Below are 25,298 nucleotides of genomic sequence, written 5' to 3'. Positions count from 1 at the left end.
TTGCTATATACCCCCATATGAAATCCTCCTTTAATTAGGGTTAAATTATAATTATTATAAACTGAATAATCAGAAATGACAAATTATTATAAAATTAGACAAGGTCAAAAATTTTTAGCAAACTTCCGTTTACCAAAATAAATTATAGAGTAATACTGCTGTTGATTTACGTTGCATGTGGACGCTTTCCGCGGGCACACTGTAAGCCGCAACCCTCGCTAACGCACGGTTTGTTGCGTCTTACATTCTGTGCCGTCCCCGCAGGAGTCACCGCCCGCCACTCCAATCTACTGAATTAGGTAAGGAATTGTTTGAAAATTGTTTGAGTGCCTGGCACTACTTATTTCCTCTACCTTTAATATTCGTATCCCAGTGCTCCATCCATTCTGCCTCTTTTTCCGACATTAGTTGCCAATCAATATCAAATGTTTTTAAATCTAATTCCTGATACCATTCTGGCATTGTCGTATGATCGATGTCGGAGCGTGTAGGAATTTGGTAGTAATCATTCGCTAATTTTGTCACCATTTCCTTTTCAAATAAAAACTCTACGAACAATTTTGCGTTCTCCAAGTTTTTAGCATTGTTAACAACGGCAACACCATCAACTAAAATTGGTGCACCGCTCTTCGGATAAATGTAATCGAACGGATAATCAGTTGTATATTTCTTTAATAAAATATCTTGCAAATTCCATAAGGAAACACTGCCTTCTTGACGTGTGAGCTTCAAATAAAGGGCATTTGGGTCTTGTGTATATTCTTTCGTGTTGGCATCTAATTTTAATAGCCAATCGTAGCCCTTATCAGGTGTAGTGGCATCTTGACGAACAATCATTGAGGAATAAATAGTTCGCATTGTTCCCGAAGCTAATACGCCGCGAATTAAAATTTGATCTTTCCATTTTGGATCTAATAAATCATCCCAATCTTGTGGGCCGGTCTCTTTTGTTAGTAAGTCGCTGTTAATCATTATTACTTCAGGTAAAAGCATTTCACCGAACCAGCGACCTTCTTTATCTTTATAGTTTGCATCAATTGTCTCGATAAAGCTCGGTTGCCACGTATGCAGTAAATCTTCGTTAGCGCCAACCATTAATGCAGATTGTGTACCACCCCACCAAAAATCTGCCTGAGGATTTGCTTTTTCACCGCGTAGACGCTCTAATATTTGCTGAGCACCCATTGTTAAAAACTCCACTTCAATGTCCGGGTACTTCTCATTAAACTGATCGATTACGCCTTGCACCATTTCCTCATCACGTCCTGTGTAAATGACCAGTTTGCCAGATGGAGTTGTGCTTTCATCTGCTTTTTCTGAATCAGATGCTTTGTCACCGTTTGTGGCATCTTTTGTCGAATTTTTATCGTCGGTGTTGCTACAAGCAGCTAAAACGATAAGCATCAGCACAAGAAAAAATCCGAAAATACGTGTTTTTTTCATAATCATCTTCCCCTTCCTATAGTGAGTTGCTTACATAGTGCAGTATAATACTTAAATAAAGTATTAATGTTAGAATAATTAAAATAATCTAACGTTATTATTATCATAATCCAAAAAAATGACGATTATCAACGATATATATGTGAAAAATAAAAACTCCTTAAAAATGGCTAAACCCATTTTTAAGGAGCTGTTATTTTTCGGTTAGCAAGCATATTAGGCAGCAACATGCCTAGAATAACGAGAATTATGCCAACAACTTGTAATAAAGTGAGTGATTCGTGCAATACAATAACGGAAACAGTTACAGCAACAGGTAGTTCAATGGCGCTTAAAATAGAGGCTAGTGCGCCACCAACCTTTGGTACTGCAATTGAAAATAAATAAATCGGTAAGATAATACCGAAAAGTCCAAGTGCTAGTCCGAATTTCCATAGCCCTTCAGTGAACAATTTGCCGTTCCATGCAATTTCAGGGTTTAAGAAAATACTGATCATAATAAGTGCAACAAAGGAAACAATTAGAACTCTTGATGTTGTTGTAATCCCTTCGACAGGGCGAGAGTTAAATTGGATAAAACATGCAAAGGTAAATGCAGCCGCAAACCCAAATAGCCAGCCTTGTATTGCAATACCACTTAAATCGACATTCAGTACACCAGCCGCCAAAATAGTACCAGCAAATAAAACGATAATCGAAATGACTTCTGGTCTACTAGGCAGTCGTTTATGGAATATGCAGTCTAACAATAAACCAATCCATGTAAATTGAAAGAGCATGACGACGGCAAGTGATGCAGGTAAATATTTTAATGATTCCCCGTAGACTATACCCGTAATGCCTGTGAAAATCCCAGCACTAATTAAAATAAGTAAGCCATTCTTTGAAAGTTTCGGTAGTTGTCTTTGCGTTATGATAAAGATTGTTGCAACTAGCATAAAGCCGATAATATATTGGCTAGATACCGCCTCTGATGTTGTAAAGCCATGCTGCATAGCTACTTTGACAATTGTCGATAAAATGCCATAGCTACTTGAAGCGATGACGATCAATAGAGGGTAAATTAAATTTGTTTTCATGCTTAATTATTCCACATCCTAAATCTGTTTCACCATATGATGGAATGGTTCGTCTATGATGGACCATGGTTCAGTAATGACAAAGCCCATACGTTCATATAAGCGACGAGCATCTTCTTTCTGTGTTTCTACATTTAATGATAATTTTGTAAATCCTCGTTTTTGCGTTTGCTCGATAGCGAATTGAATTAACAATGTACCGATCCCTTTACCACGAGCCTCTGGCGAAACACAAACTGTATCGATATAGTATTCATCCTCATGAGCTTCTTGATCGATGGTAATAGAAGGGGCATTTTTCTCTTCAAGCCATTTTACGAGATTAGCATCCATTTGAATTGCCTGTACACCATTGTAGTAAACAAGTGTGCCTAATATTTGTTCACCTTCAACCGCCACAAAAGTATTTAAATAAGAGTGTCTGTTATCTTCACGTTGGAAGAGCACTGTTAGTTCCTGTTCAACCTTTGAAGCTGTTTGTTCTCCTGTTAAACGGTTGGCAATATCACCAATCGCATCAATAATTAGTGGAATAACGGCATAAGCATCCTGAGGTTGCGCTTGTCGAATTGTTATACTCATTGTCAAAATCCCTACCTTTCTATAGGCAAGTATAACAAAGATAGAAGATGTCTCAAGCTTTTGAAATATTCACTACTTTACTTTTTTAGAATAAGTATAGAGTCGATTACGGTTAATTTCTGCTACAGGCAGGGCCTTCTGCTCAGTACACTGTAAGCTGCAACCTCGTTAGCGCGCGTTTTCTCCGTTATGAGTTGTAGTCGCGGCCTTCCATTACAAATAACTATATACGTTGGTAGAGAAATACTTTTTTATGACTATCAGAAGGATAAAAAAGACGAAAATCTTTTTAAAAATAATATTAGCGGGCTATTGCTGTTGATTTGTCGTGTGCAGCCGTTTTCTTTGTGGCACTCCTTAGGATGACCATTTCATTAAGCGATATGAATAATAATTGTTGAATGAAATTTGGCGATTAAGGTCGAAAAAAACCGCATGTGCTAATACTTTTATTATTTTTCCGAAAGTTTAAAACTTTATAGGAAATCAACTTTCATGTTAATCTATAATGAATAGACTTTCGGGGGGACAACAATGACAAAGGAAGATAAGGATTTTATTTTAGTCTATGGAGATGCATTTATTGACTATATTGCTGACGATGTAACGAATACATCTTTTACTAAATATATGGGTGGTGCAACGGTTAATGTAGCTGCTGGCATTAGCCGTATTGGTGCTCCATCTGCACTAATTACGATTACTGGAGATGACGAAGGTTCACAATTTGTTCGAGACGGTCTTGCGCAAGAAGGTGTGAACCTTGACTTTGCGGTATTTGACCCTGCAAAACGTGTAAGTGGCGTTTACGTGCATTTAACTGAAGCTTGCGAGCGAATTTTCAAAGATTATGTCGACGAGACGCCAGATTTACAAGTTGATGCAACACAATTAGATGATGCTGCCTTTAAACATGCTTCTGCATTAATTGTGTGCTCAGGTACAATGTTTCATCCAACTGCATTAGCAACTACGAGAGCTGCTGTCGAAAAGGCAAAAGAAAAAGGTGCTATTATTGCAATGGATGCCAATATTCGCCCATTACGTTGGAGCAGTGAAGAAGTTTGTAGGGAGACCATTACTTCATTTTTTGAGAATGTAGATATTTTGAAAGTAACTGATGATGAATTATTTTTCTTAACAGAGACAACTAATTTAGAAGATGGCATTGAACAGTTAAACAGTTACTTAGTACCGATTATTTTAGTAACAGTTGGTGAAGAGGGCACATATGCCGTATTAAACGGGGAAGTTATCCACGTACCAACAGAAAAGGTTGTCCCAGTAGATACTACAGGTGCAGGAGATGCATTTATGGCTGGTGTATTACGCGATGTCCATTACAATGGTTTACCGACAACTGTAGAAGAGCTAGTACGCTGTGTGAGCTTTGGCAATCGATTAGGTGCCCTTGCAGCGACGAAGGCAGGAGCACTAACAGCGCTACCTTATTATGATGATATCAAACATTTATTAGAGAAATAAAAGTTCGGAGCGTGCATATGATGGAAAAAAACTATGATGTGTTAGTGAAAGATCGATTATTTTTTGGCGGTGCGCAAGATGCAGATGCAGCTTATGTAAATGAGCAGGTAGATGTTGTAATTGATGTTCGAGTGAATGGATTAACAGCACAAGAACAGCAAGCGGCGCACTATAATTACAACCATATGCCTATCGCTGATGAAGAAGCAGAAGTAGCTCAGTCTATTGAAAAAGTAGCGAAAAAAATAGTCTCTGCTTATGAATCAGGGCAGAAGGTTTATTTTCACTGTGGAAGTGGCGGTGGACGAGCAGGTGTAGCAGCGACTGCTGTGTTAATGGAACTTGGCTTAGCAAATTCGCTACAGTCAGCAGAATCAGCCGTTAAGAAAGCACGCTCACAAGTAACAATTCGTCCAAATATGGCAACGGCTTTAAAGAAGTTGTACGAAAAGTAATGCTATTTATAAAATATTACCTTAGTATTTAAATTAGTCTTTATGAAACAATTCTATATGAAGTATGTAGCCTGCCATGTCCTATGGCGGGCTTTTTTGAATTTATGTAAACGAGTATGGACAGTTTTCTGGCGTTGCCTAGTACATACTATGCAGCAGCTACAAAAGGTTGTTTTTGCAGAAAATGTGAACTATTACAGGAACAGCACGAATAAAAGAGCTGCGCCGTTACTGCTAAAAGGAGAGCGACTTGAACGGAACTAAATGACTTGTTAGGATTTAGCATTTGATTTTTGTTCTATACATATTAGAACAAAATTGTTATAGTAAAGTTAGAACAAAAAGGCGAGGTGTTTTAAATGGAGGAGTTAGCAAAAATCCCTTGGGCGGTTATAGCGCCAATAATCGTAGTACAAATTATTTTAATGATTATTGCTTTAATTGATCTTCGAAAAATTCACGCAACAAATGGGCCGAAAATTTTATGGGTATTTATTATATTATTTATTAATCTACTTGGGCCTGTTGCATATTTTATCGTCGGGAGAAAACAATCATGACAACATTACTACAAGTAACGGGTTTGACGAAGCGTTTTGCCGACAAAACAGTAGTGGATGCAATTGATTTTACGTTAGAAGAACACACATCCACAGCATTAATTGGACCAAATGGTGCAGGGAAGACAACGACCTTATCGATGTTAACAGGCTTATTAAAGCCATCTTTAGGGAGCGTTAAAATGTTGGGTGGAGATTTACGAACAAATATTGGATTTTTACCGCAATATCCGCAGTTTCAGCCTTGGCTAAGTGCCCTAGAGTTTACGGAAATGGCCGCAAAGTTAAGTGGTGTACCTGCTAAAAAGGCGAAGCAAGAAGCTCAAAAAACATTAGAATTTGTAGGCTTAGGAAATGATCTTCATAAAAAGATTGCAACGTTTTCAGGTGGGATGAAGCAACGTCTTGGTATTTCCCAGGCAATTGTTCATAAGCCTAAATTACTGCTGTTAGATGAACCTGTATCTGCTTTAGATCCAGTTGGACGTAGAGAAGTACTTGATTTATTAAAAGGTTTACAGCAGCAGACGACAATTTTGTATTCAACACATATTTTGAATGATGCTGAGGAAATGACTGACCAGTTATTATTTTTGCGTAATGGTCAACTTGTGGAGCAGGGAACATTACGTGAAGTGCGCCAACGTTTTGATGAGCCAGCTTATATCGTAGAGTTTAGCACGGTGGAAGAAGCGCAGCATTTTATTAGTCAATCTACATTTAAATGTACAGTTAACGGTAGCTATGTGTACGTAGCCATTCAAGATGAAGAACCGAGCATACAACAAGTACTTGAACGCCTTACTGCTTATCCATATTTAGTGCGAAATGTAGCACGTCAAACGGCGTCGCTAGAGGATATTTTTATGAAGGTGGCGAAAAGAGCATGAATGGATTTAACGTACTACTTCAAAAAGAATTTCGTGACGCGTGGCGTAGTAGAAAGTTTTTATGGATTCCACTTGTTTTCGCTCTTTTAGGTATGAGTGAACCGCTAACCAATTATTATATAAAGGATATTCTAAAGGCTGTTGGCAATATGCCTGAAGGTTTTGAAATGTTGATGCCAGAATTAGTACCTGCAGATTTAATATTATCTACAATTAGTCAGTTTCAATTAATTGGGTTACTCGTGCTTATGGCTTCTTTTGTAGGCTCTATTAGCAAAGAACGCTCAAATGGTTTGGCTACCTTATTGTATGTACGACCTATTTCTTTTGGAGCATTTTTTATTAGTAAGTTTTTAGTTGTCAGTACAGTAGGCTTTGTCAGTATAGTAGCAGGATTTACGGCAAGTGTTTATTATACGGTTGTGTTGTACGGAACATTTGAGATAGGGACTCTTTTAGCAAGTGTTTGTACGTATTTTATATGGTTGTTATTTGTTTTAGCAGCAACACTCATGATGAGTGCGATGTTTAAAACAGTAGTTGCAACAACATGCGCATTTATTTTAATTTTTGTAGGTCAAATTATTGATGGGCTCGTAGGTACGTTTTGGACAATTTCACCGTGGAAGTTACCACTATACGGTGTTCAGCTAATACGCGGGACAATGGAAATGTCTGATTATTGGTGGAGCCTAGTTATTACAATAGTTCTTATATGTCTTTGTATTACTATCGGCATTTTTTCAATGAAGAAAAACGCTTCAATGGCTAAAATATAACAAGAAAAATCCACTTAGACTTCTGCGGCTTACAACATGCCCGCGGAAATCGAAGTGGATTTTGCCGTATTAGAGAGTCAGATATTATGCATAAGAGTGAAATATGGAATTGCCCTTATATGTGTCCAGATGGCACAGCTAGTAGGGCATTCTTTATATCCAGTAAAAATCCACGAAGACTCCTGCGGGAACGCACGCAATGTAAGACGCAACAAACCGCACGCAAGCGAGGGTTGCGGCTTTCAACGTGCCCGCGGAAAGCGAAGTGGATTTTTACGCTTTAGAAAGTCAGATATGTACGAACTTTTCTTGGAATATCCATAACTTAGGAATATAATGTAGCTATAACTTATGATTTGTCAAATAACTCGAAAAATATAAAATCTTGCTATGAGAGTAGGTGATAAGATTGGCTACACAAAATTCCGATCGCTTTCTCACAGCCTTTAATCGAATTGACCATCGACTAAGGGATATTATCGGTGCGAAAGATTTTATGCCTTTTTACCGTCTCGTGGACCAGGCGAAAAAAAAGGACGTTTTAGTACGTAAATATGAGGATGATTTACGCTCCTATGCAGATTTACGCAATGCGATTGTTCATCATCGTACATCTATGGAGTATGTAATTGCAGAACCACACGTAGATGTAGTAGAGCGCATTGAATACATGGACGCTACTCTTGCAAAGCCCACACTAGTGGGACAAATGTTTCGAAAAAAGGTGCTTGTATTCCAAGAAAATGATTCATTAAAGCATGTATTAAAGGTTATTCGTCAACGCAAGTTTACACAGTTTCCTGTTTATAATAAAGACCAATTTAAAGGGCTTGTGACTACTGTTGGCATTACAAATTGGCTTGCATCTGTAATGGGCGGCAACCATGTGCCGAAACACGTTCCTACATTGCATGATATATTATTGCACGAAAAAAATAGAGTGAATTACAAATTTGTGAGTAGATACATAACGATTTATGAGGCGGAAGAAATATTTAAACAGGGCGTGGAAAGTGGCAAGCGTTTTGAGGCGATATTGATTACGGAGCATGGGAAAACACAACAAAAGCTGATTGGCATAATTACACCATTAGATATTATGAAAATAGAATAGGCAAGACGATACAAGCTGTTACGGGCTTGATCGTCTTGCTTTATCTTTTAGGCTAATGTATAAGGAGCCATTCGTTTGAACTTGGGCAAAGTAGACATCTTCATAGGATTGGACATTTTGCTTTTTCAGCTTTTTCATTACCCAATCTTCAGTCAATTCAAGTTCCACAATATTTTCTTTAATGAGCTGTCCATCCGATATTACTTCTGTTGGTAAATAAGTAGGCGGAGTGACATCGGCTTTTATATCTTGCTTCGTTGAGGGCTGTTCTGCTGGCTTCAGCAAAACGCTCAAATTACCGGTAGTTTCTAATAAAGCGTATTGGACATCCTGAACGGAAAATACAGATTGTTCGCGTAACATCATCGTTAACTCATCCATGTGCAAACGGTTTTTCTTTAGTCCTGATTCTAAAATAAGGCCATTCTGAATGACAATGGTTGGTTTATCATCAATCAGCACACGTGCTTTTTTAGATTTAATGGTAACAACAGTCATGAGATACGTTAAAACGCTCCACCATATTAGTGCAATAAGTCCTTCTAAAAAAGGTGTCTCAGATTGTGCTGCAATTTCTGAAGCGATCGATCCAAATGTAATACCTGTTGTATAGTGGAAAAATGTAAGCTGACCTAGCTGTTTTTTTCCTAGCAACCGTGTAACAATGAGTAATGCAAAAAAGGAAAGGGAAGCTCTCACTATCATTTCCAAAACATTGGCGTGGAAAAATTCATCTACAGTCATACAAAAATCAACTCCTTAGAACTGCTATCGAGAAATAGCTTGTGCAAAAAGAGGAATTGTATGCGACAATCATTTATAAATTAGGATTTTGAAAAAATTAAGGAAGTGTGGTGGTAGCATGAACAAACAAATAGAGAATTCTAACAACCCTGTCTTTCCGATTATGATTGCTATTGCCGTTGCCCATCTTATCAATGATACGATGCAATCTGTTATACCTGCAATGTTTCCAATATTGAAGAGTGAGCTCGGTTTGACCTTTACGCAAATCGGGCTTATTTCATTTGTATTAAACATGTTTGCCTCAGCTCTGCAACCCATTGTAGGCTATGTCAGCGATAAAAAGCCAATGCCTTATGCCTTACCTATCGGAATGATTAGCTCATTTATAGGGATTGCCATTTTAGCTTTCACAACGCAATACTGGGTAATTATTATAGCCGTATTATTTTTAGGCCTTGGTTCAGCAATATTTCACCCGGAAGGTTCACGCGTTTCATTTATGGCAGCAGGCTCTAAAAGAGGGCTTTCACAATCAATTTATCAAGTTGGCGGGAACTCTGGACAAGCGCTTGCGCCATTAATTAGCGCTTACATTTTGGACATTTTTGGACAACGTGGAGCAGCTTTTGTGCTTATTGCGACAACGATAGGAATTATATTGTTGAGTAAGATTGCCAAATGGTATAAAAAGCAGTTGGAGCTAGAACGTCTATCCAAGAAAAAACGTACATTAGTATCATCTTTGCCTCCACTGACAAAGAAACAAGTGGGAATCGCTTTAACATTATTATTTACTATTATTTTTGCACGATCATTTTATACAACCAATATAACAAGTTTTTATGTTTTTTATTTAATGGATCATTATAATGTTAGTCTGCGACTTGGACAAATTTTGATTTTTACTTTTATGGCTTTTGGTGTTGTTGGCACGTTTTTTGGGGGATCATTATCTGACCGTATCGGTAGAAAAAATGTAATTTTACTTTCAGTCGTTGTGCCAATGCCATTCTGTTTAGCATTGCCATATGTACCGTTATGGACAGCAGCAATATTTTTAGTTATTATCGGCACATTAATTATGATTAGCTTCTCTGTAACAGTTGTTTATGCACAAGAACTTGTACCAACTAAAATTGGGACAATGGCGGGATTAACGACTGGCTTTGCATTTGGTATGGGAGCAATTGGAGCAATTGTAATTGGAGTATTAATGGATCATAAAGGTATTGATTTCACAATGTTGATTGTTTCTTTACTGCCATTATTATTACTAGTAGCATTTTTCTTACCGAAAGATAAACCTACATCTGCTTTGTAAGAAAAATACACGCCTCTATAAAGGAGGCGTGTCAGCTAGGTGTATAATTAAAAAGGGAAGAATTCCGTTTAACGGCTTCCTTCCTTCACTTCAATCTAGTCACCGTTGCAATAGAACCAACATTGCTCAAAAAGTAGTAATTAGGCATTTTAAATGTGTGATTACAAACTATTGCCGTAATGGGGATGTAAATTCTGCTGGTAACTTTTCTTTATCATTTACCAAGCCCTCAGTAATATGAATTTCATGCATTTTATCGTTGTAAGTAAATTTAAATATCCCATTATCAAAATCAGTGCCAATTTCTTTGAAGAAGATGCCTTCAATTGAAACATACCGTGGACAAGTAAATGCTATTTTAAAATTGTCCTGGTCTTTAATCAAATAGGCACGTACACCTTTTTCGTATGTATCATAGGTGTCATCTTCAGTTGGACGTTGGACAGCTACAATGTGGAAATCTACAAAAGGAACCTCTTTTAATAGGACATTCAGGAATGATCCCTTTGTTATTTCCTCCCAACGGCTTTGTGCACTTTGACCAACGATGATTTGAGAAATGCCGTAATTTTTTGCTACTTCAGCAATGACCTTTTGAATAGGACGTTTTTCGTTATCTAGTAAAATGAATTTTTCAACATCAAGCTCTTCGGCTAGGTCTTTCCACTGTTCGATGTAACCAGATTTCTCAGCATCAAAGGCATCGAGGGGTTGTGAATCGACCGAAAGAATATAGAGTGGGCAATCGAGCATCATGGCCATTTTATGACCTCGACGAATTAAGCGCTCCCCATTTAGGCCATAGTAGACACAAACTAAAATACTTTCGTCTAATCTCCCTTTAACATGCTTCATTAAAAATATACACCTCTTTATCCTATTGTTATTTTGTTATTTGTACTGCGAATTTTGAAAAAAATATCCTAAAACAGCTAAAATAAAGGCTGTTACAGTGCATTATGCTTATTTATATTGTATACTTTAAAGTGAATAAAAGTTAATGACGATATACGGGAAACCCTTAAGGAATTCGGCTTATATCCATGTTCTATGATTGTTTTGTTTATGCATAATGTGAATTTAAATGAATAGCTTCCATATGCCACATTATTATGCAGTGAGTTAAATAGATAGTCAAGTGTTGATGCAATTAAACATTTATCAAGTGTCTAATGTACGATACATGTTCGGTATCCACATCGATTAGTACAGGTAAACATCCAAATTTAGAAGAGTTCTGATATATTCATTCAACTTTTTGTCTACTATGTACCTCTTTAAGAAGGGGATAGCAGGCTTGTATTTTACAGTAGTTATTCAAATGCTGCTAATTAACGTTAAAGCAACGGCGAATGTCAAAGATTTTGTAAGGAATAATTTAGGAGCTATTTTATAGTATGCATGTATGTACTATCAGCTAACTGACCTGTATCATGCAGGCCTAAAAATACAAAATCTCGGGCGCAAAATTGCTGAACGAAATTGATTGTAGGAGGTTTTCATTTGGTTACAGTTCTCATTGCGATACTTTTACCATTTGTATGTGCCGCTCTAATCCCTTTGCTCTATAGGCGACTAAGGCGTGTTATACATTTAGGCTGGTTTGTTTTATCCGTTCCAATCATATTGTTTATTTTACTCGCACGGTACATTCCTCAAATTGCCGAGGGTAAAACATTTATTCATACATATGAGTGGATTCCCTCTTTTGATATAAACTTCACGACATATCTCGACGGGCTCAGCATTATTTTTGGTTTGCTGATTACAGGTGTAGGTAGTTTAGTTATTTTATATTCAATTTTTTATTTATCAACGAAAGAATCTCTTCATCATTTTTACTGCTACTTATTACTATTCATGGGCGCTATGCTCGGCGTCGTCTTTTCAGATAATTTAATGGTGCTGTATACATTTTGGGAATTAACAAGTGTGTCTTCATTTTTGTTAATTGCATTTTGGCATCATCGTAAAGCTTCACGTGCTGGTGCGCGAAAAGCAATGACTATTACTGTTTTCGGTGGTCTTTCTATGCTTGCGGGTTTCCTAATGCTATATGTAGCTTCAGGAACATTTAGTATTCGCGACATAGTAGCTAACGTAGAGCTAATACGGGAACATTCACTATTTGTTCCAGCGCTATTGCTAATTTTAGTAGGTGCTTTTACTAAATCCGCACAATTTCCTTTTCATATTTGGTTGCCTGATGCGATGGAGGCCCCAACTCCTGTTAGTGCCTACCTCCACTCGGCTACTATGGTGAAAGCTGGGATTTATTTAGTTGCACGTTTTTCTCCAGTATTTGGTGGTGAGGCTATTTGGTTCTGGCTAGTTAGTGGAATTGGCCTTTTAACATTGTTCTGGGGCTCGTTCAATGCAGTACGTCAAACAGACTTAAAGGCGTTACTAGCATTTTCAACAGTTAGTCAGCTTGGGTTAATTATGAGTTTATTTGGTCTTGGTTCCGCAGGGCATTATTTTGGGTATGCTGAAAGTTCAATCATATATACACAAGCGAGTTTTGCCGCATTGTTCCACCTTATTAATCACTCCACATTTAAAGGGGCGCTATTCATGATGGTCGGTATTGTTGACCATGAAGTTGGAACACGTGACATACGTCGTCTCGGTGGTTTGATGGCGTTAATGCCGGTGACATTTACGATAGCTGTAATAGGCGGATTATCAATGGCGGGCTTACCTCCATTTAATGGTTTTTTAAGTAAGGAGATGTTCTTTACTGCCGTGTTACAAATTCGTGAGGTCAATATCTTTTCTATGGATAGTTGGGGTGTTTTATTCCCTATCGTGGCATGGGTCGCAAGTATTTTTACGTTTGTTTACAGCATGATTTTAATTGCTCATACATTTTTCGGTAAATTGCAACCTGCTAAATTGGATAAAAAACCACATGAAGCCCCGATTGGGATGCTCATTTCGCCAATAGTACTTTGTTTATTAGTAGTCGCAATTTTCTTCTTTCCAAACGTCCTTGGCCATTATATTTTAGAGCCTGCAATGGCTAGTATTTATCCAACATTTCCATCAGCTAGTGAATTAACACCACATATTTATGCATGGCACGGTGTTAATCCTGAATTGTTGATGACCATTGGTGTAATAATTGTCGGCATTATTTTATTTAAAACATTAAAAAGCTGGAAGCCTCTATATCGTATTTTTTCACAAAACTATACGTTTAACACCTACTATAATCGCCTTATAGAGTTTAGTGAAAAAGGCTCTATGAAGTTCACTAATCGTTATATGTCAGGCAATTTAACACATTATTTTGTCTATATCTATGTGTTTTTTGTCGCGCTCATTGCAGGATATTTTATATGGTCTGATGCCATGGCATTTGATTTTGCAAAGGATTCACCAGTAGAGTCCTATGAGCTCATTTTAGTGTTTGTTATGATGTTTGCTGCAATATGGATGATTTTTGCAAAGGGACGGATTACGGCTATGCTATTGAACGGCGTTCTTGGCTATTCGATCGCATTCTTCTTCGTAATTTTCCGAGCACCTGATTTGGCACTTACGCAACTAGTTGTTGAATCCGTGACAACAGCATTGTTCCTGTTGTGTTTTAAATTTTTACCGGATTTAATGCCTGAATCCTCACGCAAAAGAGTGAAGTTTTCAAATGCTGTTATCGCCATTTTTGTAGGTGCAACGGTAACGTTAGTTGGTTTAGCTGTCGTGCACTATGACCGCTTTGAAACGGTCGCACTGTACTTTAATGATGCGTATGACTTAGCTGGCGGATCAAATATTGTTAACACTATTTTAGGGGATTTTCGTGCGTTTGATACGATGTTAGAGGTTGTCGTTCTTTTAATTGCTGGCTTAGGCGTGTACACGCTGACAAAGCTCAAGCCACGAAAGAAGGAGGCAGACCATGAAAATTAATGACGTTATTTTACGTACTATTACGAAGGCTGTCGTATTCATTATTTTAACGCTTGGTATTTACTTATTCTTCGCAGGACACCATGCTCCGGGTGGAGGTTTTATAGGTGGTCTCGTGCTTGCCTCGGCAATAGTACTGCTATATTTAGCTTACGATATTGAAACAGTGCACAAAGGGATGCCGTTTGATTTTAAAAAGGTAGCAGCACTGGGCGTATTATTAGCGACAGGTACGGCCATCGGTTCCCTGTTTTTTGATGTACCATTTTTATCACAAGCATATACGTATATCGATGTGCCGATTTTCGGAAAAATGGGCTTCTCGACTGTTACTATTTTTGAAGCTGGCGTGGCGTTAACGGTTGTTGGCGTTGTTGTGACAATTATTTTAAGTATAAGTGAGGATGAATAGCCAATGGAGTCTTTAATTCTAATATTAATTGGTGTGTTAGTTGCTGTAGCGACGTACCTAATCCTCTCAAAGCAATTATTACGTGTGATTCTTGGAACAGCAGTACTTTCACATGCTGCGCATTTACTTATTTTAACGATGGGGGGCCTGAAAAAAGGGGATGTGCCACTCATTGGTGAATCGCCAGGTCCATACGCAGATGCGCTTCCACAAGCATTAATTTTAACGGCTATCGTGATTAGCTTTGCAGTGACAGCATTTGTGCTAGTTCTCGGCTATCGTGCCTATAAAACTAATGGCACTGGGGAATTTGATGAATTGAGAGGTACGTCTGATGAGTAATATAATCGTTTTACCATTAATCGTGCCGGTTATTACGGCCATTTTGCTAGTGTTTTTAAGAGAACATGTTTTGTTACAACGCATTCTGAGCCTGTGTACGTTTGCCTTCGGTGTAATCATAAGTATCGTACTTTTGTTAGAGGTCCATCAACAAGGTGTGATGCGTATTGATTTTAGTGGCTGGTTACCGCCATTCGGGATATTATTTGTTGCCGATTCTTTTGCGGTACTACTTGTTTTAGTAGCGAATATTGTCGCAGCAATTTGTTTATTATACGCTATCTTCACAATTGGCGAGCACTACGAAAAAATGTATTTTTATCCATTTGTACTCTTAATGGTAGCGGGGGTAAATGGGTCGTTTCTAACAGGAGATATTTTTAATTTATTTGTATGCTTTGAAGTGATGCTACTTGCCTCTTATGCACTTATTAGCTTAGGTGGTGGGAAGATACAGCTGCGAGAAGCGCTGAAATATGTACTTATTAATATTGTTGCTTCATGGATCTTTTTAGTGGCATTAGCATTTTTATATGGAACTATCGGGACGTTAAATATGGCACATATTTCCTTACGTGTTATGGAAGCTGGAGCTGACCCACTCATTACAACAGTAGGGCTTGTGTTCCTGATTGTTTTTAGCTTAAAAGCAGGTTTACTTCTATTCTTCTGGTTGCCAGGTTCATATAGTGCGCCACCAACAGCCATTGCTGCATTGTTTGCCGCTCTATTAACTAAAGTTGGCATTTATGCACTTGTTCGCACATTTACATTATTATTTACAACGAATACCGAAGTAACACATACAATCCTCAGTGTTATGGCAGGATTAACTATAATTGCTGGTTGCATGGGTGCACTTGCCGGAAGAGATGTAAGGACAATTGCGTCATACAATGTCCTAATTGGTGTAGGTTTTATTGTTGCTGGACTTGCTATCGGTACGGAATCTGCCCTGCAAGGTGTAACGTACTACTTAATGCATGATATGGTAGTAAAAGCTATGCTGTTTTTAGCGGTAGGGATGATGATTTACGTAACTGGTGAAACCATTATAGATAAAATGAGTGGACTTATTCGGAATTATCCCTTTTTCGGATGGCTATTCTTTATAATGATGTGTTCGCTCGCTGGAATTCCACCATTAAGTGGATTTTTAGGCAAAGTTTTAATTGGACAAGGAGCCATTGAAGGAGGGAATTTTGTGCTACTAGGATTAGGTTTCCTTTCTAGCTTAATAGTTCTCTACTCTCTACTACGTATTTTCCTTTCTTCCTTTTTTGGTGAAACCATTATTAGTATTGAGGATGAAAAACCACTACCGAAACGGGTAGTGTTACCATTGACTTTACTAACAGTTTGCACAATCGGTTTAGGCATTGGTGCTGAGTGGATGTCACCGTATGTTAAGGATGCGGCAGAAACGCTTCACACACCCTCTATTTATATTGACGCAGTGTTGAACGGCGAACAATGGCAAGGTGAGGTGAATAAGTAATGGCTATGCAGTTTATATTAAATTTATTTATTGCCACGTTATGGTTATTGCTACAGGATGAAATCACACCCCAGTTTTCCACATTTTTAATGGGCTTTATCGTTGGTATTGGAATTTTGTATGCAATGCATCGTTTTTACGGTACTCAATTTTATTTGCGCCGTGTTTTCTCTATTATTAAACTACTATGGCTTTTTAACTGGGAGCTATTACTCTCGAGCTACAATGTGTTAAAACAAATAACAACACCTAAGTTGAATATTACACCGGGTATTTTTACGTATAAAACAGAACTTAATGGAGATTGGGAAATTACAGCGCTTGCAATATTGTTAACGCTGACACCTGGTTCAGTTGTGATGGAGGTTTCTGAGGATGGAGATTTGTTCTATATCCATGCAATGGATATTGAGCAATCAAAAGACGCCGTAGTTCGCTCCATAGGGAAATTTGAAAAAGCGATTATGGAGGTGACACGCTAATGGTAGAAAATGTTTTATTAGTAGCACTTGCGTTATTTAGTGTGTCGATTGCGTTGTCGCTATATCGTGTCATAAAAGGCCCATCTATGCCTGATCGTGCGATAGCGCTTGATACGATAGGTATCAATCTACTTTCTGCAATAGCTATCGTATCCATCGTGTTAAAAACAAAGGCATATTTAGAAGCAATATTAATTTTGGGTATATTGGCGTTTATCGGTACAATTGCCTTTACAAAATATATTGAAAGAGGTGTGATTGTTGAACGTAAATCAAATGATTGAGTGGGCGGCAGTCATCCTAATACTTGTCGGTTCTATCGTTAGTGTTATTAGTGCATTTGGTATGATTCGCTTGCCTGATGTCTATACGCGGTCACATGCAGCGACGAAAAGTTCAACATTGTCTGTATTAAGCTGCCTGTTAGGTGCATTTGTCTACTTTTGGATACACGACGGCTATGTGAGCGTTCGATTAATTTTAGGGATTCTCTTTGTATTTGTAACAGCACCAGTAGCTGGCCATTTAATATGTCGTGCTGCATATCGATCTCGTGTGCCTTTAGCAGAAGGATCGGGAGAAGATGAATTAAAAGCAAAGCTATTTATGGACAAAGACGAATAAATAGCGAAGCGTTTTGTGTGGCGACTGAGACATTATTTTAGGAACAAGGTAATTTTCTCAATTAATTATGGAGAAGAACTTAGCAATTCTTCCTTTTGGATAAATTATGAAGATGACAATAGTTGAAGATGATTGTGAAGTCGGTGACTCACGCGAAAAGCAACTGCTTAGAGGAAATCAACGACAAAGTGAAAAGTGTTAGATTGACAGCAAATCAATCTAACACTTTTTTTATGTTGTCCAGTCTCTTTTCCAATATGCATTCATTTAGACAGATGTCCTATGTTTTACAGGCATAAATGATGACAAGAATGAAAATAGTAAAGTAACACGGTCGAGAGCAATTCAAAAAAACAAAAAAATTTAAAAACATTGATTTATTAGAAAATTCTGTGTAAAATATTTTGTTAAAAAATTTCGTGTATAGCTTGAAAATTATTTTGAAAGAGTATATCTTAATTAGCAGATAGATTTTTTATTCTGCTATATGAATAAATATCCAATCGACTATTTTCGAGACACAAATGTCTCATATACAATAAAAAACGAAAAAAAAGGAGAAATTAGAATATGAAGAACAAAATTTTCATGCTTATGCTCGTTCTAGTAATTGGTGTACTTGCAGCATGTGGAACTAAAGATGATAATGCAACAAATTCAAATACTGGTTCAGATTCAGCAGAGAAACAAGTACTAAAAGTAGGTACATCAGCAGACTACGCACCATTTGAATATGTTGACGCTGCTAAAGGTGAAGAAATTATTGGATTTGATATTGATTTAATTAAACTAGTCGGTGAAAAACTAGGTGTAGAAATGCAAGTTCAAGATATGGACTTTAACAGCTTAGTCCCTGCTTTACAAGCAGGTAAAGTAGACGTTGTTATTTCTGGGATGACCCCAAATGAAGAGCGAGAAAAAGTCGTAGATTTCTCAGACAAATACAATCAAACAGAACAAGTTATCGTAGTTAAAAAAGATAGCGGTATTAAAAAAGAAGCGGACTTAGCTGGTAAAAAAGTCGGTGTACAAACTGCTTCAATTCAAGAAAATTTAGGTAAAGCTATTGCTGAAAAAGTAGATGTATCTATTGAAGGACGTACACGTATTCCTGAAATTGTCCAAGATATGATGTCAAAACGCTTGGACGGAGCAATCATGGAAGGTGGCGTAGCTAAAGGTTATCTAAAAACAAACGATAAATTAGCGGCGTTCCCAGTAGAAGTACAACCAGAAGATCATAAAGCAATCGCTGTTCAAAAAGGTAGCGATTTAAAAGATAAAATTAACAAAGCATTAAAAGAACTAGCTGATGAAGGCAAAATTCAACAGCTTGAAGAAAAATGGTTAGAAAAAGCTGAATAATTCAATTGAAATGCGATAGCTCTATCTAGGGCTATCGCTTGTCCATTTCACTAAAAGGAAAAGAGAAAGGAGGGGACGCTGTGAATTTAGATTTTACAGCAATCATTCCCTCTATTCCTTATATATTAAAAGGAATAGGTGTTACACTTCAAATTGCAATCGGTGCATCCATCATCGGTTTTATCGTTGGTATATTATTAGCATTATGTAAAATTGGGAAAGTGAAAATTTTACGATGGCTTGCGGATTTCTACACATCCATTTTCCGCGGTACACCACTTGTCCTACAATTATTAATTATTTACTACGCAGTCCCACAATTATTAGATATTCAAATTGAGCCAATTCCAACAGCAATCATTGCATTCGGGTTAAACTCAGGTGCTTATATTTCAGAAATTATCCGTGCCGGAATCAACGCCGTCGATAAAGGTCAAATGGAAGCAGCTCAAGCATTAGGTATACCGTATTCAAAAATGATGAAAGATATTATTATTCCACAAGCGGTAAAAAATATTTTACCTTCTTTAGTAAATGAATTTATTACTTTAAATAAAGAAACAGCTGTTGTAACGGTTATTAGTGCACTTGATATTATGCGCCGTGCCTATATTGTAGGTGGTTCAACGTATCGTTACCTTGAACCTTTACTATTTGCTGGGGTAATCTACTATATTATGACGCTTGTCTTGACGTTCCTTGGTAAACGAATCGAGAAAGGAATGAGAAAAAGTGATTAAAATTGAAGATTTACACAAATCATTTGGGCAAAATGAAGTACTAAAAGGTATTTCAACTGAAATAAAAGAAAAAGAAGTAATTGCTATTATCGGACCATCAGGCTCTGGTAAGTCTACATTCTTACGTTGCTTAAATTTATTAGAAGAGCCGACGAGTGGGAAGATTACAATCGCTGGAGATAACCTTACTGATAAAGGGACAAATATTATGAAGATACGTGAAGAAGTCGGCATGGTCTTTCAGCATTTTCACCTTTTCCCACATAAAACGGTTTTAGAAAACTTAACTTATGCACCCATCAATGTAAAGGGGATGGATAAGGCAACAGCCATTAAAAATGCTGAAGATTTGCTAACGAAAGTGGGTCTTTTTGAGAAGCGTAATGAGTATCCAAGTCGCCTTTCAGGTGGACAAAAGCAACGTGTAGCAATTGCTAGAGCACTTGCGATGGACCCAAAAGTGATACTGTTTGATGAGCCTACTTCTGCTCTTGACCCAGAAATGGTTAAAGAAGTGTTAGCAGTTATGAAAAACTTAGCAGATTCAGGGATGACGATGTTAATCGTAACGCATGAAATGGGCTTCGCGCGTGAAGTAGCAGATCGCATTCTATTCCTTGACGGTGGAAAACTCATAGAAGATGCACCGCCAGAAGCGTTTTTCTCTTCACCTTCTACACAACGTGCAAAAGACTTTTTAGAAAAAGTTTTATAATTTATGAAACGCATTTAGTCTCTTTTATATTAGAGGCTAAATGCGTTTTTGTTTTAAATGAAAGAAGAATCATCAAATTGATTTATAAATGCATCAAACTTGAATAACTCCTCTATATGATAGGTTCCTAATGGATGCTCTTTTTCTAAAAGCTCAGTAGCGACTGCTGCGGCAATTTTCGCTGTAACTAATGATTCATCATTATCAACAAAGGATAATGCTATTGGTGGTGTGTGTTTTTCAATGGCTTCGACTTTTATCGCACATACAGACGAACCAATTTTAACGTTTTGGATAAGTGAGGTAAGGCTGTGTTGTATTTTATTTATTTTTAACATGTTAGAAAGTCGGCTTTTTTGTAGAAAAGAGACAAACCGATTGAGCCATTCTACATCAAACCCCATCCTTGTTACAATCTGCGCCCGAGGAAAATGTTTGCTTAATGTATGCTGATCTGAAAAATTAAATTGATAGACGCTACGTTTGCCAATCTTATAGAAATGCACGAAGCGTTTATTTGTAAAATTAGTAATCTTCGTCCCAGTGTGATTTTTAACGGTGTATTGCTTATTTAATTGATCTAATATCCAATGAATTGCGGCATTACCATGTTTATCGCCTGCCCCAAGTAAAATTGAAATATGAAGTTTTGCAATCGAAGGCAGTTGTTGCGCAACATACATGGCCATTAAATTCGTTAAGCCAGGTGCCATTCCTACGCTCATTACAGCTGTCGATTGATGCTGAACGGCTACTGGGTGAAGGAGCTCAAGCTTTTTTAGAAAGGCATGACTTGCAGTAATATCAATGTACATAATTCCTTCTGACAAGCATAGCTCAGCAAACGCTGTATCCTGTTGCTCTAGACACATAATGACTAGCGCGATATTTTTAAGCTGCTTTGGCTGTACAGGCTTTGAGACATCAAGCTGCATCGGGCTAACAAGATGATTTTGTTGGACGCAAAACTGTTTAGCCTTTTGTGAATCTCTTCCAGCAATCCAAACTCGATTAGGATAACTTTGCATTAGTAATTTTGCGATTTTGCGACCAACCTCACCATAACCCCCGACGATTAATATATTTTTTGTTGTCATTTATTTACCTCTTCTTTAATGGCCACTAACGCATCAACCATATGTGACTTAAAATATGGCATTACCTTTGAAAAGCCAACGTCATGTAGTAAGTCAGTTAGCATTTCAAGGCTAATTGGATAAGTAGATATGCCAAAAGATTGCTCAAAACGAAGCCAATGTTCTTCAGATAAATTATTTTGCAGCATAGAGCTCCGCCAATACTTGAGCTGGAGTGGAAATGCTGCTGCTGACATGTCTGTATTAATGGATGAAATAAATAACACTCCATTATCCTTTAAGCTATCTGCCATTTTTTGTAGTAGTGCTTTCTTTTGTTCAAGTTCCTCAATAAAATGTAAAACTAAGTGACAGGATGCAACTGCAAACTGATGGTGCAGCACCAATGAACGTAAATCTTCCTCATACCACTCAATCTGAGGGGGAGGATCAACTTTTTCCATACGTTTTCGAGCCAACTGTAGCATGATTTCTGAAGTATCAACGGCTGTAAAATGGGAGAAAGGGAATGCCTTCCCGAGGGAAAATAGTTCCTGACCGCCACCAGCCCCTACTATTAACATGCTTTCAATAGTAGGGTAACTATAAAGGATTTCAGTCATCATATCGTAAATAAGATCGTAACCAATAATTTTTTGTCGAATAGTATTTTGGTAGCTTGAGACAATTGGATTTTGCCAATCATGTTGTAGATTTTTCATTTTTTACCTCCGTGTTGTACAATATAATTAAGAATTATTCTCAATTATAAACACTTATGGAAAATGAACTATCCCATAATTGTGGGGGAGGAATTTCGTGCAAGATATTCAGTATTGGCGAAGGAAATCAGAAAGCTATTTAAAAAATAACGTGAATTCAGTTCAGTACCGACAAAAAATAGTAGAAGATTTACGTAAGTTTATTAATTTCGATGCATATTGTTGCACTATGACAGATACTCAAATGTATTTTTCAATAGGTGCTGTTACAGAGCAATCAATAGAAAATATTCATCAACAACTAATGTCTTTGGAATATGGCTCAGGAGATGTAAATAACTATCGTTATCTTGTAGAAAGTGGCCTATATATAGGTAGACTTAGTGATGTGGGTATCCAGTGTGTACGATATAAAGAGGTGTTAGAGCCTCATGGCTTTAGTGATGAAATTCGAGCTGCACTGATATTTCAAGGGCAATGCTATGGATTTTTAACACTTTTTAAAAAGACAGAAAATGTACAGCCCTATTTTCAAGATGCAGAGGTAGAACAAGTTAGAATTCTCATGCCTGTCATGGGGGAGGCTTTAAAAAGATTCCATCAAACGATTATCGAAGAGCGACTGCCAACAGAACGGGAGCAAAGTGGAATCATTATTTTGAATAAAGATTTGCATATTCTTTCTACAAATATGAAGGCATCTCAATTGTTAGTACTTTTAAGAAAAAATGAAGGATTACTTGATTGGCAATTGCCGAAGCCAATACAGGCAATTTGTGCGAACTTACTGGCAAACAGAAAGGACATTGAAAATTCCTTGTTAGTGCCAATTCATAACAAAGGTTATATAACAATCCAAGCATCCATTCTCATGACAGCTGATTTACAACAACAAATAGCGATAGTATTAAACGAAGCATCCCCTAAAGAAATGCTAACTTTTTTACTGACAGCTTATCAGCTTACACCTAGAGAAAAGGACGTTATAGTTGAAATAATGAAAGGTATGGCGACAAAAGATATTGCACATAATCTCGGAATTTCTAGTTATACTGTTCAGGATCATTTAAAGCTAATTTTTCAAAAGGTAGATGTGCGTGATCGTAATGAATTAATTTGGAAGCTATTTACTCGTTTTAATGAATAAATAAGCCCTATAAAAATCTGCAGATGTTCTTTTAAAAGAATATCTGCAGATTTTTTTTAATATGACAAAATAATAATAGGTAGAAAGGTTAAGAAAACTTAACTTAAATTTCGTAGAGGAAAATAGGGAATTTATAATATAATGAAAAACAGTAAGAGAGTCCTAAGAAAATACAATATTCGACACCGTTTTTTAGGTAGTAAGAGATAGCAATTAAATATAAATATGTATTTATTGTTCGGAAAATTCTGATATTAGGAGGGGTAGCGATGGCATGGACTTTTTATTTAAATGTCACAAATGATACAGATCGAGATCTAGAGCTAGTAGAATCGCAATTACACTGGGGCTATTGGAATACAGATGGTGAAGAGGATAAAAAACCTCAAACTATTAAAGCAGGGCAAACAATTCAAGCTGTTGGCGCCAAATCAGCATTTGGACCAAATGGTTATGAATTTTCTTGCTCTTGGAAAGATAAAAATAGTGAAACGCAAGCACCGTACGGGGTAATAAGTCTTTATGTGAATGTTCCTTATAATGATCCTAATGAAGCTAGATGTCGAGCAAATGGATATTTTGAAGTAGCTGAGTGGAAAGACATTACACATGATGGCCATAGCTTTGTTCGAAATATCCGAATTTCTAACAAGCTAGATAAATTAAAACAAAATGAAATAAGAAACAATCTAGAAACAGATTGGTCCAAAATTAACGCATTAGTTGAAATTGAAGATGTGCGAGATATTGATTTAAATCAATATATTCCTAGTGGTGTTCATTTTGAAAAGATGTCGTTATTCAAAACACCTATCTTTACTATTTCAAAAAGATTATTTGATGGGGTCAATGATTTAACGTTTGATAGTCTTTATTTAAAGCAACGTGAAGTACAACAGTATTATTCCGTAGAAGTGACTAGTTTAAGAGCAGATGCGTCTAAAATCGAAACTGTTACGAAAAAGGGAAAAATTACAGTAAAAGATGAGTTTGGATTATCTACTACAAGTAAAGTGGTGGAAGAGAAAGTTAGTACCATTGAAACGGCCTTTAAATTTACAGAAAAGATCTCTGTATCTGATGAAAAAGTGGTAAAGGCAAGTGTGGCACAGGAACTACAGGCGGAATTAAAAGCGAAGTTTAATATATTAAATGCTGTTACAACAGAGCAACAGCAAACTGAGAAAAAATCGAAAGAAAGAGTTTTTGAAGCCCCGAGTGATAAAGATATGGACGTTGTACCTTGGATTTTTAGTAAAATGATTCTTCTTTATCGAACGGACAACAATAATGTAACAACGTTAATTGGTGCTTCTGAATGGGATTATGCCGTATTACATCGTACGCATCTATACGATGTAATGGATAATACGAGAAATAAAGTAACGACAGGAGGAGCGCACTAAAATGGCGACTTGGACATTTTCATTAATGATTACAAATGCAACAGACCGTGAGCTTGAAGTTTTTCAATCGCAGCTAGCGTGGGGTATCTGGAATACCGATGATATGGAAGACCAGAAGCCGGTAAATATTCCTCCAAACACAACATTACAGGCATTGGGAATAAAAGCATCCACAGGTCCCAATGGATATGAATGCTCTTGCTCATGGCGAGATATAGTCCCACAAGGCGGAAAATCATATGGCACAATCTCGATAGCGCTAGACGTTCCACAAAAAAGCAAAAATCGAGCTGAATGCTTAGCTGATCATCAATTACACGTCGATAGTTGGGAAGACTTGCCTGACAAAGGACATAACTTTGTACGATCTATCATTGTGACGAATAAGAATGCCTAAAA

27 protein-coding genes are annotated in these 25,298 nt (G+C 37.2%); 20 read left to right on the top strand and 7 right to left on the bottom strand.

Annotation, left to right across the window (positions count from 1 at the left end; translation table 11 throughout):
• Nucleotides 1-336: 336 nt before the first annotated feature.
• The 3 genes from NSQ74_RS02755 to NSQ74_RS02745 all read right to left on the bottom strand — a co-directional run bounded on the left by NSQ74_RS02755 (nt 337) and on the right by NSQ74_RS02745 (nt 3,104).
• Complete coding sequence (locus NSQ74_RS02755) at nt 337-1,443, bottom strand: extracellular solute-binding protein (protein ID WP_340821390.1); 1,107 nt, start codon at nt 1,441-1,443, stop codon at nt 337-339.
• 182 nt (nt 1,444-1,625) lie between these two features.
• Nucleotides 1,626-2,522: a DMT family transporter gene (locus NSQ74_RS02750; RefSeq protein ID WP_340821388.1), complete on the bottom strand. Its 897-nt coding sequence runs from the start codon at nt 2,520-2,522 to the stop codon at nt 1,626-1,628.
• A gap of 18 nt (nt 2,523-2,540) precedes the next feature.
• The gene (locus NSQ74_RS02745) at nt 2,541-3,104 is read right to left on the bottom strand and encodes a GNAT family N-acetyltransferase (protein WP_340821387.1); all 564 of its coding nucleotides are present in this window, start codon (nt 3,102-3,104) and stop codon (nt 2,541-2,543) included.
• 534 nt (nt 3,105-3,638) lie between these two features.
• On the opposite strand from NSQ74_RS02745, the gene NSQ74_RS02740 reads away from it, so the two are divergent.
• The 6 genes from NSQ74_RS02740 (at nt 3,639) to NSQ74_RS02715 (ending at nt 8,387) form a co-directional block, all read left to right on the top strand.
• Complete coding sequence (locus NSQ74_RS02740) at nt 3,639-4,589, top strand: carbohydrate kinase family protein (RefSeq protein WP_340821385.1); 951 nt, start codon at nt 3,639-3,641, stop codon at nt 4,587-4,589.
• A 17-nt stretch (nt 4,590-4,606) separates the two neighbouring features.
• A complete protein-coding gene (locus NSQ74_RS02735) occupies nt 4,607-5,044 on the top strand; it encodes a protein-tyrosine phosphatase family protein (RefSeq protein ID WP_340821384.1) in 438 nt (145 codons plus the stop codon).
• A 359-nt stretch (nt 5,045-5,403) separates the two neighbouring features.
• A complete protein-coding gene (locus tag NSQ74_RS02730) occupies nt 5,404-5,604 on the top strand; it encodes a PLD nuclease N-terminal domain-containing protein (protein ID WP_340821383.1) in 201 nt (66 codons plus the stop codon).
• Nucleotides 5,601-6,494, top strand: coding sequence for an ABC transporter ATP-binding protein (locus NSQ74_RS02725; RefSeq protein ID WP_340821382.1), 894 nt, complete (start codon nt 5,601-5,603; stop codon nt 6,492-6,494). The genes NSQ74_RS02730 and NSQ74_RS02725 overlap by 4 nt, the downstream gene beginning before the upstream one ends.
• Entirely contained in the window at nt 6,491-7,273 is a 783-nt protein-coding gene (locus NSQ74_RS02720; RefSeq protein ID WP_340821381.1) for an ABC transporter permease, read from the top strand. The genes NSQ74_RS02725 and NSQ74_RS02720 overlap by 4 nt, the downstream gene beginning before the upstream one ends.
• Nucleotides 7,274-7,682: 409 nt before the next feature.
• Nucleotides 7,683-8,387: a CBS domain-containing protein gene (locus NSQ74_RS02715; RefSeq protein ID WP_340821380.1), complete on the top strand. Its 705-nt coding sequence runs from the start codon at nt 7,683-7,685 to the stop codon at nt 8,385-8,387.
• A gap of 18 nt (nt 8,388-8,405) precedes the next feature.
• Here the strand turns inward: NSQ74_RS02715 and NSQ74_RS02710 are convergent, their stop codons facing one another.
• Nucleotides 8,406-9,131, bottom strand: a complete 726-nt coding sequence (locus tag NSQ74_RS02710) for a DUF421 domain-containing protein (protein ID WP_340821379.1) — start codon at nt 9,129-9,131, stop codon at nt 8,406-8,408.
• Nucleotides 9,132-9,249: 118 nt separating this feature from the next.
• Between NSQ74_RS02710 and NSQ74_RS02705 the strand changes: the two genes are divergently transcribed.
• The gene (locus tag NSQ74_RS02705; RefSeq protein WP_340821378.1) at nt 9,250-10,455 is read left to right on the top strand and encodes an MFS transporter; all 1,206 of its coding nucleotides are present in this window, start codon (nt 9,250-9,252) and stop codon (nt 10,453-10,455) included.
• 168 nt (nt 10,456-10,623) lie between these two features.
• Here NSQ74_RS02705 and NSQ74_RS02700 read toward each other — a convergent pair whose 3' ends face one another.
• The gene (locus tag NSQ74_RS02700; RefSeq protein ID WP_340821377.1) at nt 10,624-11,310 is read right to left on the bottom strand and encodes a histidine kinase; all 687 of its coding nucleotides are present in this window, start codon (nt 11,308-11,310) and stop codon (nt 10,624-10,626) included.
• Between the two features lie 648 nt (nt 11,311-11,958).
• On the opposite strand from NSQ74_RS02700, the gene NSQ74_RS02695 reads away from it, so the two are divergent.
• The 10 genes from NSQ74_RS02695 (at nt 11,959) to NSQ74_RS02650 (ending at nt 20,548) form a co-directional block, all read left to right on the top strand.
• Nucleotides 11,959-14,370, top strand: coding sequence for a Na+/H+ antiporter subunit A (locus NSQ74_RS02695; RefSeq protein WP_340821376.1), 2,412 nt, complete (start codon nt 11,959-11,961; stop codon nt 14,368-14,370).
• Nucleotides 14,360-14,782 carry a Na(+)/H(+) antiporter subunit B gene (locus NSQ74_RS02690; RefSeq protein WP_340821375.1) on the top strand — a complete coding sequence of 141 codons (423 nt, stop codon included), beginning with the start codon at nt 14,360-14,362 and terminating at the stop codon, nt 14,780-14,782. Before NSQ74_RS02695 ends, NSQ74_RS02690 begins: the two co-directional genes overlap by 11 nt.
• 3 nt (nt 14,783-14,785) lie before the next feature.
• A complete protein-coding gene (locus NSQ74_RS02685) occupies nt 14,786-15,124 on the top strand; it encodes a Na(+)/H(+) antiporter subunit C (RefSeq protein WP_139860092.1) in 339 nt (112 codons plus the stop codon).
• On the top strand, nt 15,117-16,622 hold the full coding sequence (locus tag NSQ74_RS02680; RefSeq protein WP_340821374.1) for a Na+/H+ antiporter subunit D: 1,506 nt from the start codon (nt 15,117-15,119) through the stop codon (nt 16,620-16,622). The genes NSQ74_RS02685 and NSQ74_RS02680 overlap by 8 nt, the downstream gene beginning before the upstream one ends.
• Nucleotides 16,622-17,104: a Na+/H+ antiporter subunit E gene (locus tag NSQ74_RS02675; protein WP_340821373.1), complete on the top strand. Its 483-nt coding sequence runs from the start codon at nt 16,622-16,624 to the stop codon at nt 17,102-17,104. The genes NSQ74_RS02680 and NSQ74_RS02675 overlap by 1 nt, the downstream gene beginning before the upstream one ends.
• Nucleotides 17,104-17,388: a Na(+)/H(+) antiporter subunit F1 gene (locus tag NSQ74_RS02670; RefSeq protein WP_340821372.1), complete on the top strand. Its 285-nt coding sequence runs from the start codon at nt 17,104-17,106 to the stop codon at nt 17,386-17,388. The genes NSQ74_RS02675 and NSQ74_RS02670 overlap by 1 nt, the downstream gene beginning before the upstream one ends.
• Complete coding sequence (locus tag NSQ74_RS02665) at nt 17,366-17,728, top strand: Na+/H+ antiporter subunit G (protein WP_340821371.1); 363 nt, start codon at nt 17,366-17,368, stop codon at nt 17,726-17,728. Before NSQ74_RS02670 ends, NSQ74_RS02665 begins: the two co-directional genes overlap by 23 nt.
• Before the next feature lie 570 nt (nt 17,729-18,298).
• A complete protein-coding gene (locus NSQ74_RS02660) occupies nt 18,299-19,093 on the top strand; it encodes a transporter substrate-binding domain-containing protein (protein ID WP_340821370.1) in 795 nt (264 codons plus the stop codon).
• A gap of 80 nt (nt 19,094-19,173) precedes the next feature.
• Nucleotides 19,174-19,833, top strand: a complete 660-nt coding sequence (locus NSQ74_RS02655) for an amino acid ABC transporter permease (protein ID WP_340821369.1) — start codon at nt 19,174-19,176, stop codon at nt 19,831-19,833.
• Nucleotides 19,826-20,548: an amino acid ABC transporter ATP-binding protein gene (locus tag NSQ74_RS02650; RefSeq protein ID WP_340821368.1), complete on the top strand. Its 723-nt coding sequence runs from the start codon at nt 19,826-19,828 to the stop codon at nt 20,546-20,548. Before NSQ74_RS02655 ends, NSQ74_RS02650 begins: the two co-directional genes overlap by 8 nt.
• Before the next feature lie 53 nt (nt 20,549-20,601).
• Here NSQ74_RS02650 and NSQ74_RS02645 read toward each other — a convergent pair whose 3' ends face one another.
• Together NSQ74_RS02645 and NSQ74_RS02640 are read right to left on the bottom strand one after the other, a co-directional pair.
• Nucleotides 20,602-21,645, bottom strand: a complete 1,044-nt coding sequence (locus NSQ74_RS02645) for a saccharopine dehydrogenase family protein (protein WP_340821367.1) — start codon at nt 21,643-21,645, stop codon at nt 20,602-20,604.
• Complete coding sequence (locus NSQ74_RS02640; RefSeq protein WP_340821366.1) at nt 21,642-22,346, bottom strand: class I SAM-dependent methyltransferase; 705 nt, start codon at nt 22,344-22,346, stop codon at nt 21,642-21,644. The genes NSQ74_RS02645 and NSQ74_RS02640 overlap by 4 nt, the downstream gene beginning before the upstream one ends.
• A gap of 97 nt (nt 22,347-22,443) precedes the next feature.
• Between NSQ74_RS02640 and NSQ74_RS02635 the strand changes: the two genes are divergently transcribed.
• The 3 genes from NSQ74_RS02635 (at nt 22,444) to NSQ74_RS02625 (ending at nt 25,296) form a co-directional block, all read left to right on the top strand.
• Nucleotides 22,444-23,493 (top strand): helix-turn-helix transcriptional regulator, encoded by a 1,050-nt coding sequence (locus NSQ74_RS02635; RefSeq protein WP_340821365.1) that lies wholly within the window; start codon nt 22,444-22,446, stop codon nt 23,491-23,493.
• A 269-nt stretch (nt 23,494-23,762) separates the two neighbouring features.
• A complete protein-coding gene (locus tag NSQ74_RS02630; RefSeq protein WP_340821364.1) occupies nt 23,763-24,899 on the top strand; it encodes a hypothetical protein in 1,137 nt (378 codons plus the stop codon).
• Between the two features lies 1 nt (nt 24,900).
• Nucleotides 24,901-25,296, top strand: a complete 396-nt coding sequence (locus tag NSQ74_RS02625; protein ID WP_340821363.1) for a hypothetical protein — start codon at nt 24,901-24,903, stop codon at nt 25,294-25,296.
• Nucleotides 25,297-25,298 lie beyond the last annotated feature (2 nt).

It is taken from the genome of Lysinibacillus sp. FSL W8-0992, from assembly GCF_038008685.1.
Classification (GTDB): domain Bacteria; phylum Bacillota; class Bacilli; order Bacillales_A; family Planococcaceae; genus Lysinibacillus.
The sequence above is the reverse complement of the archived record's forward strand: the minus strand, read 5'-3'. Positions and strand labels throughout refer to the sequence as shown.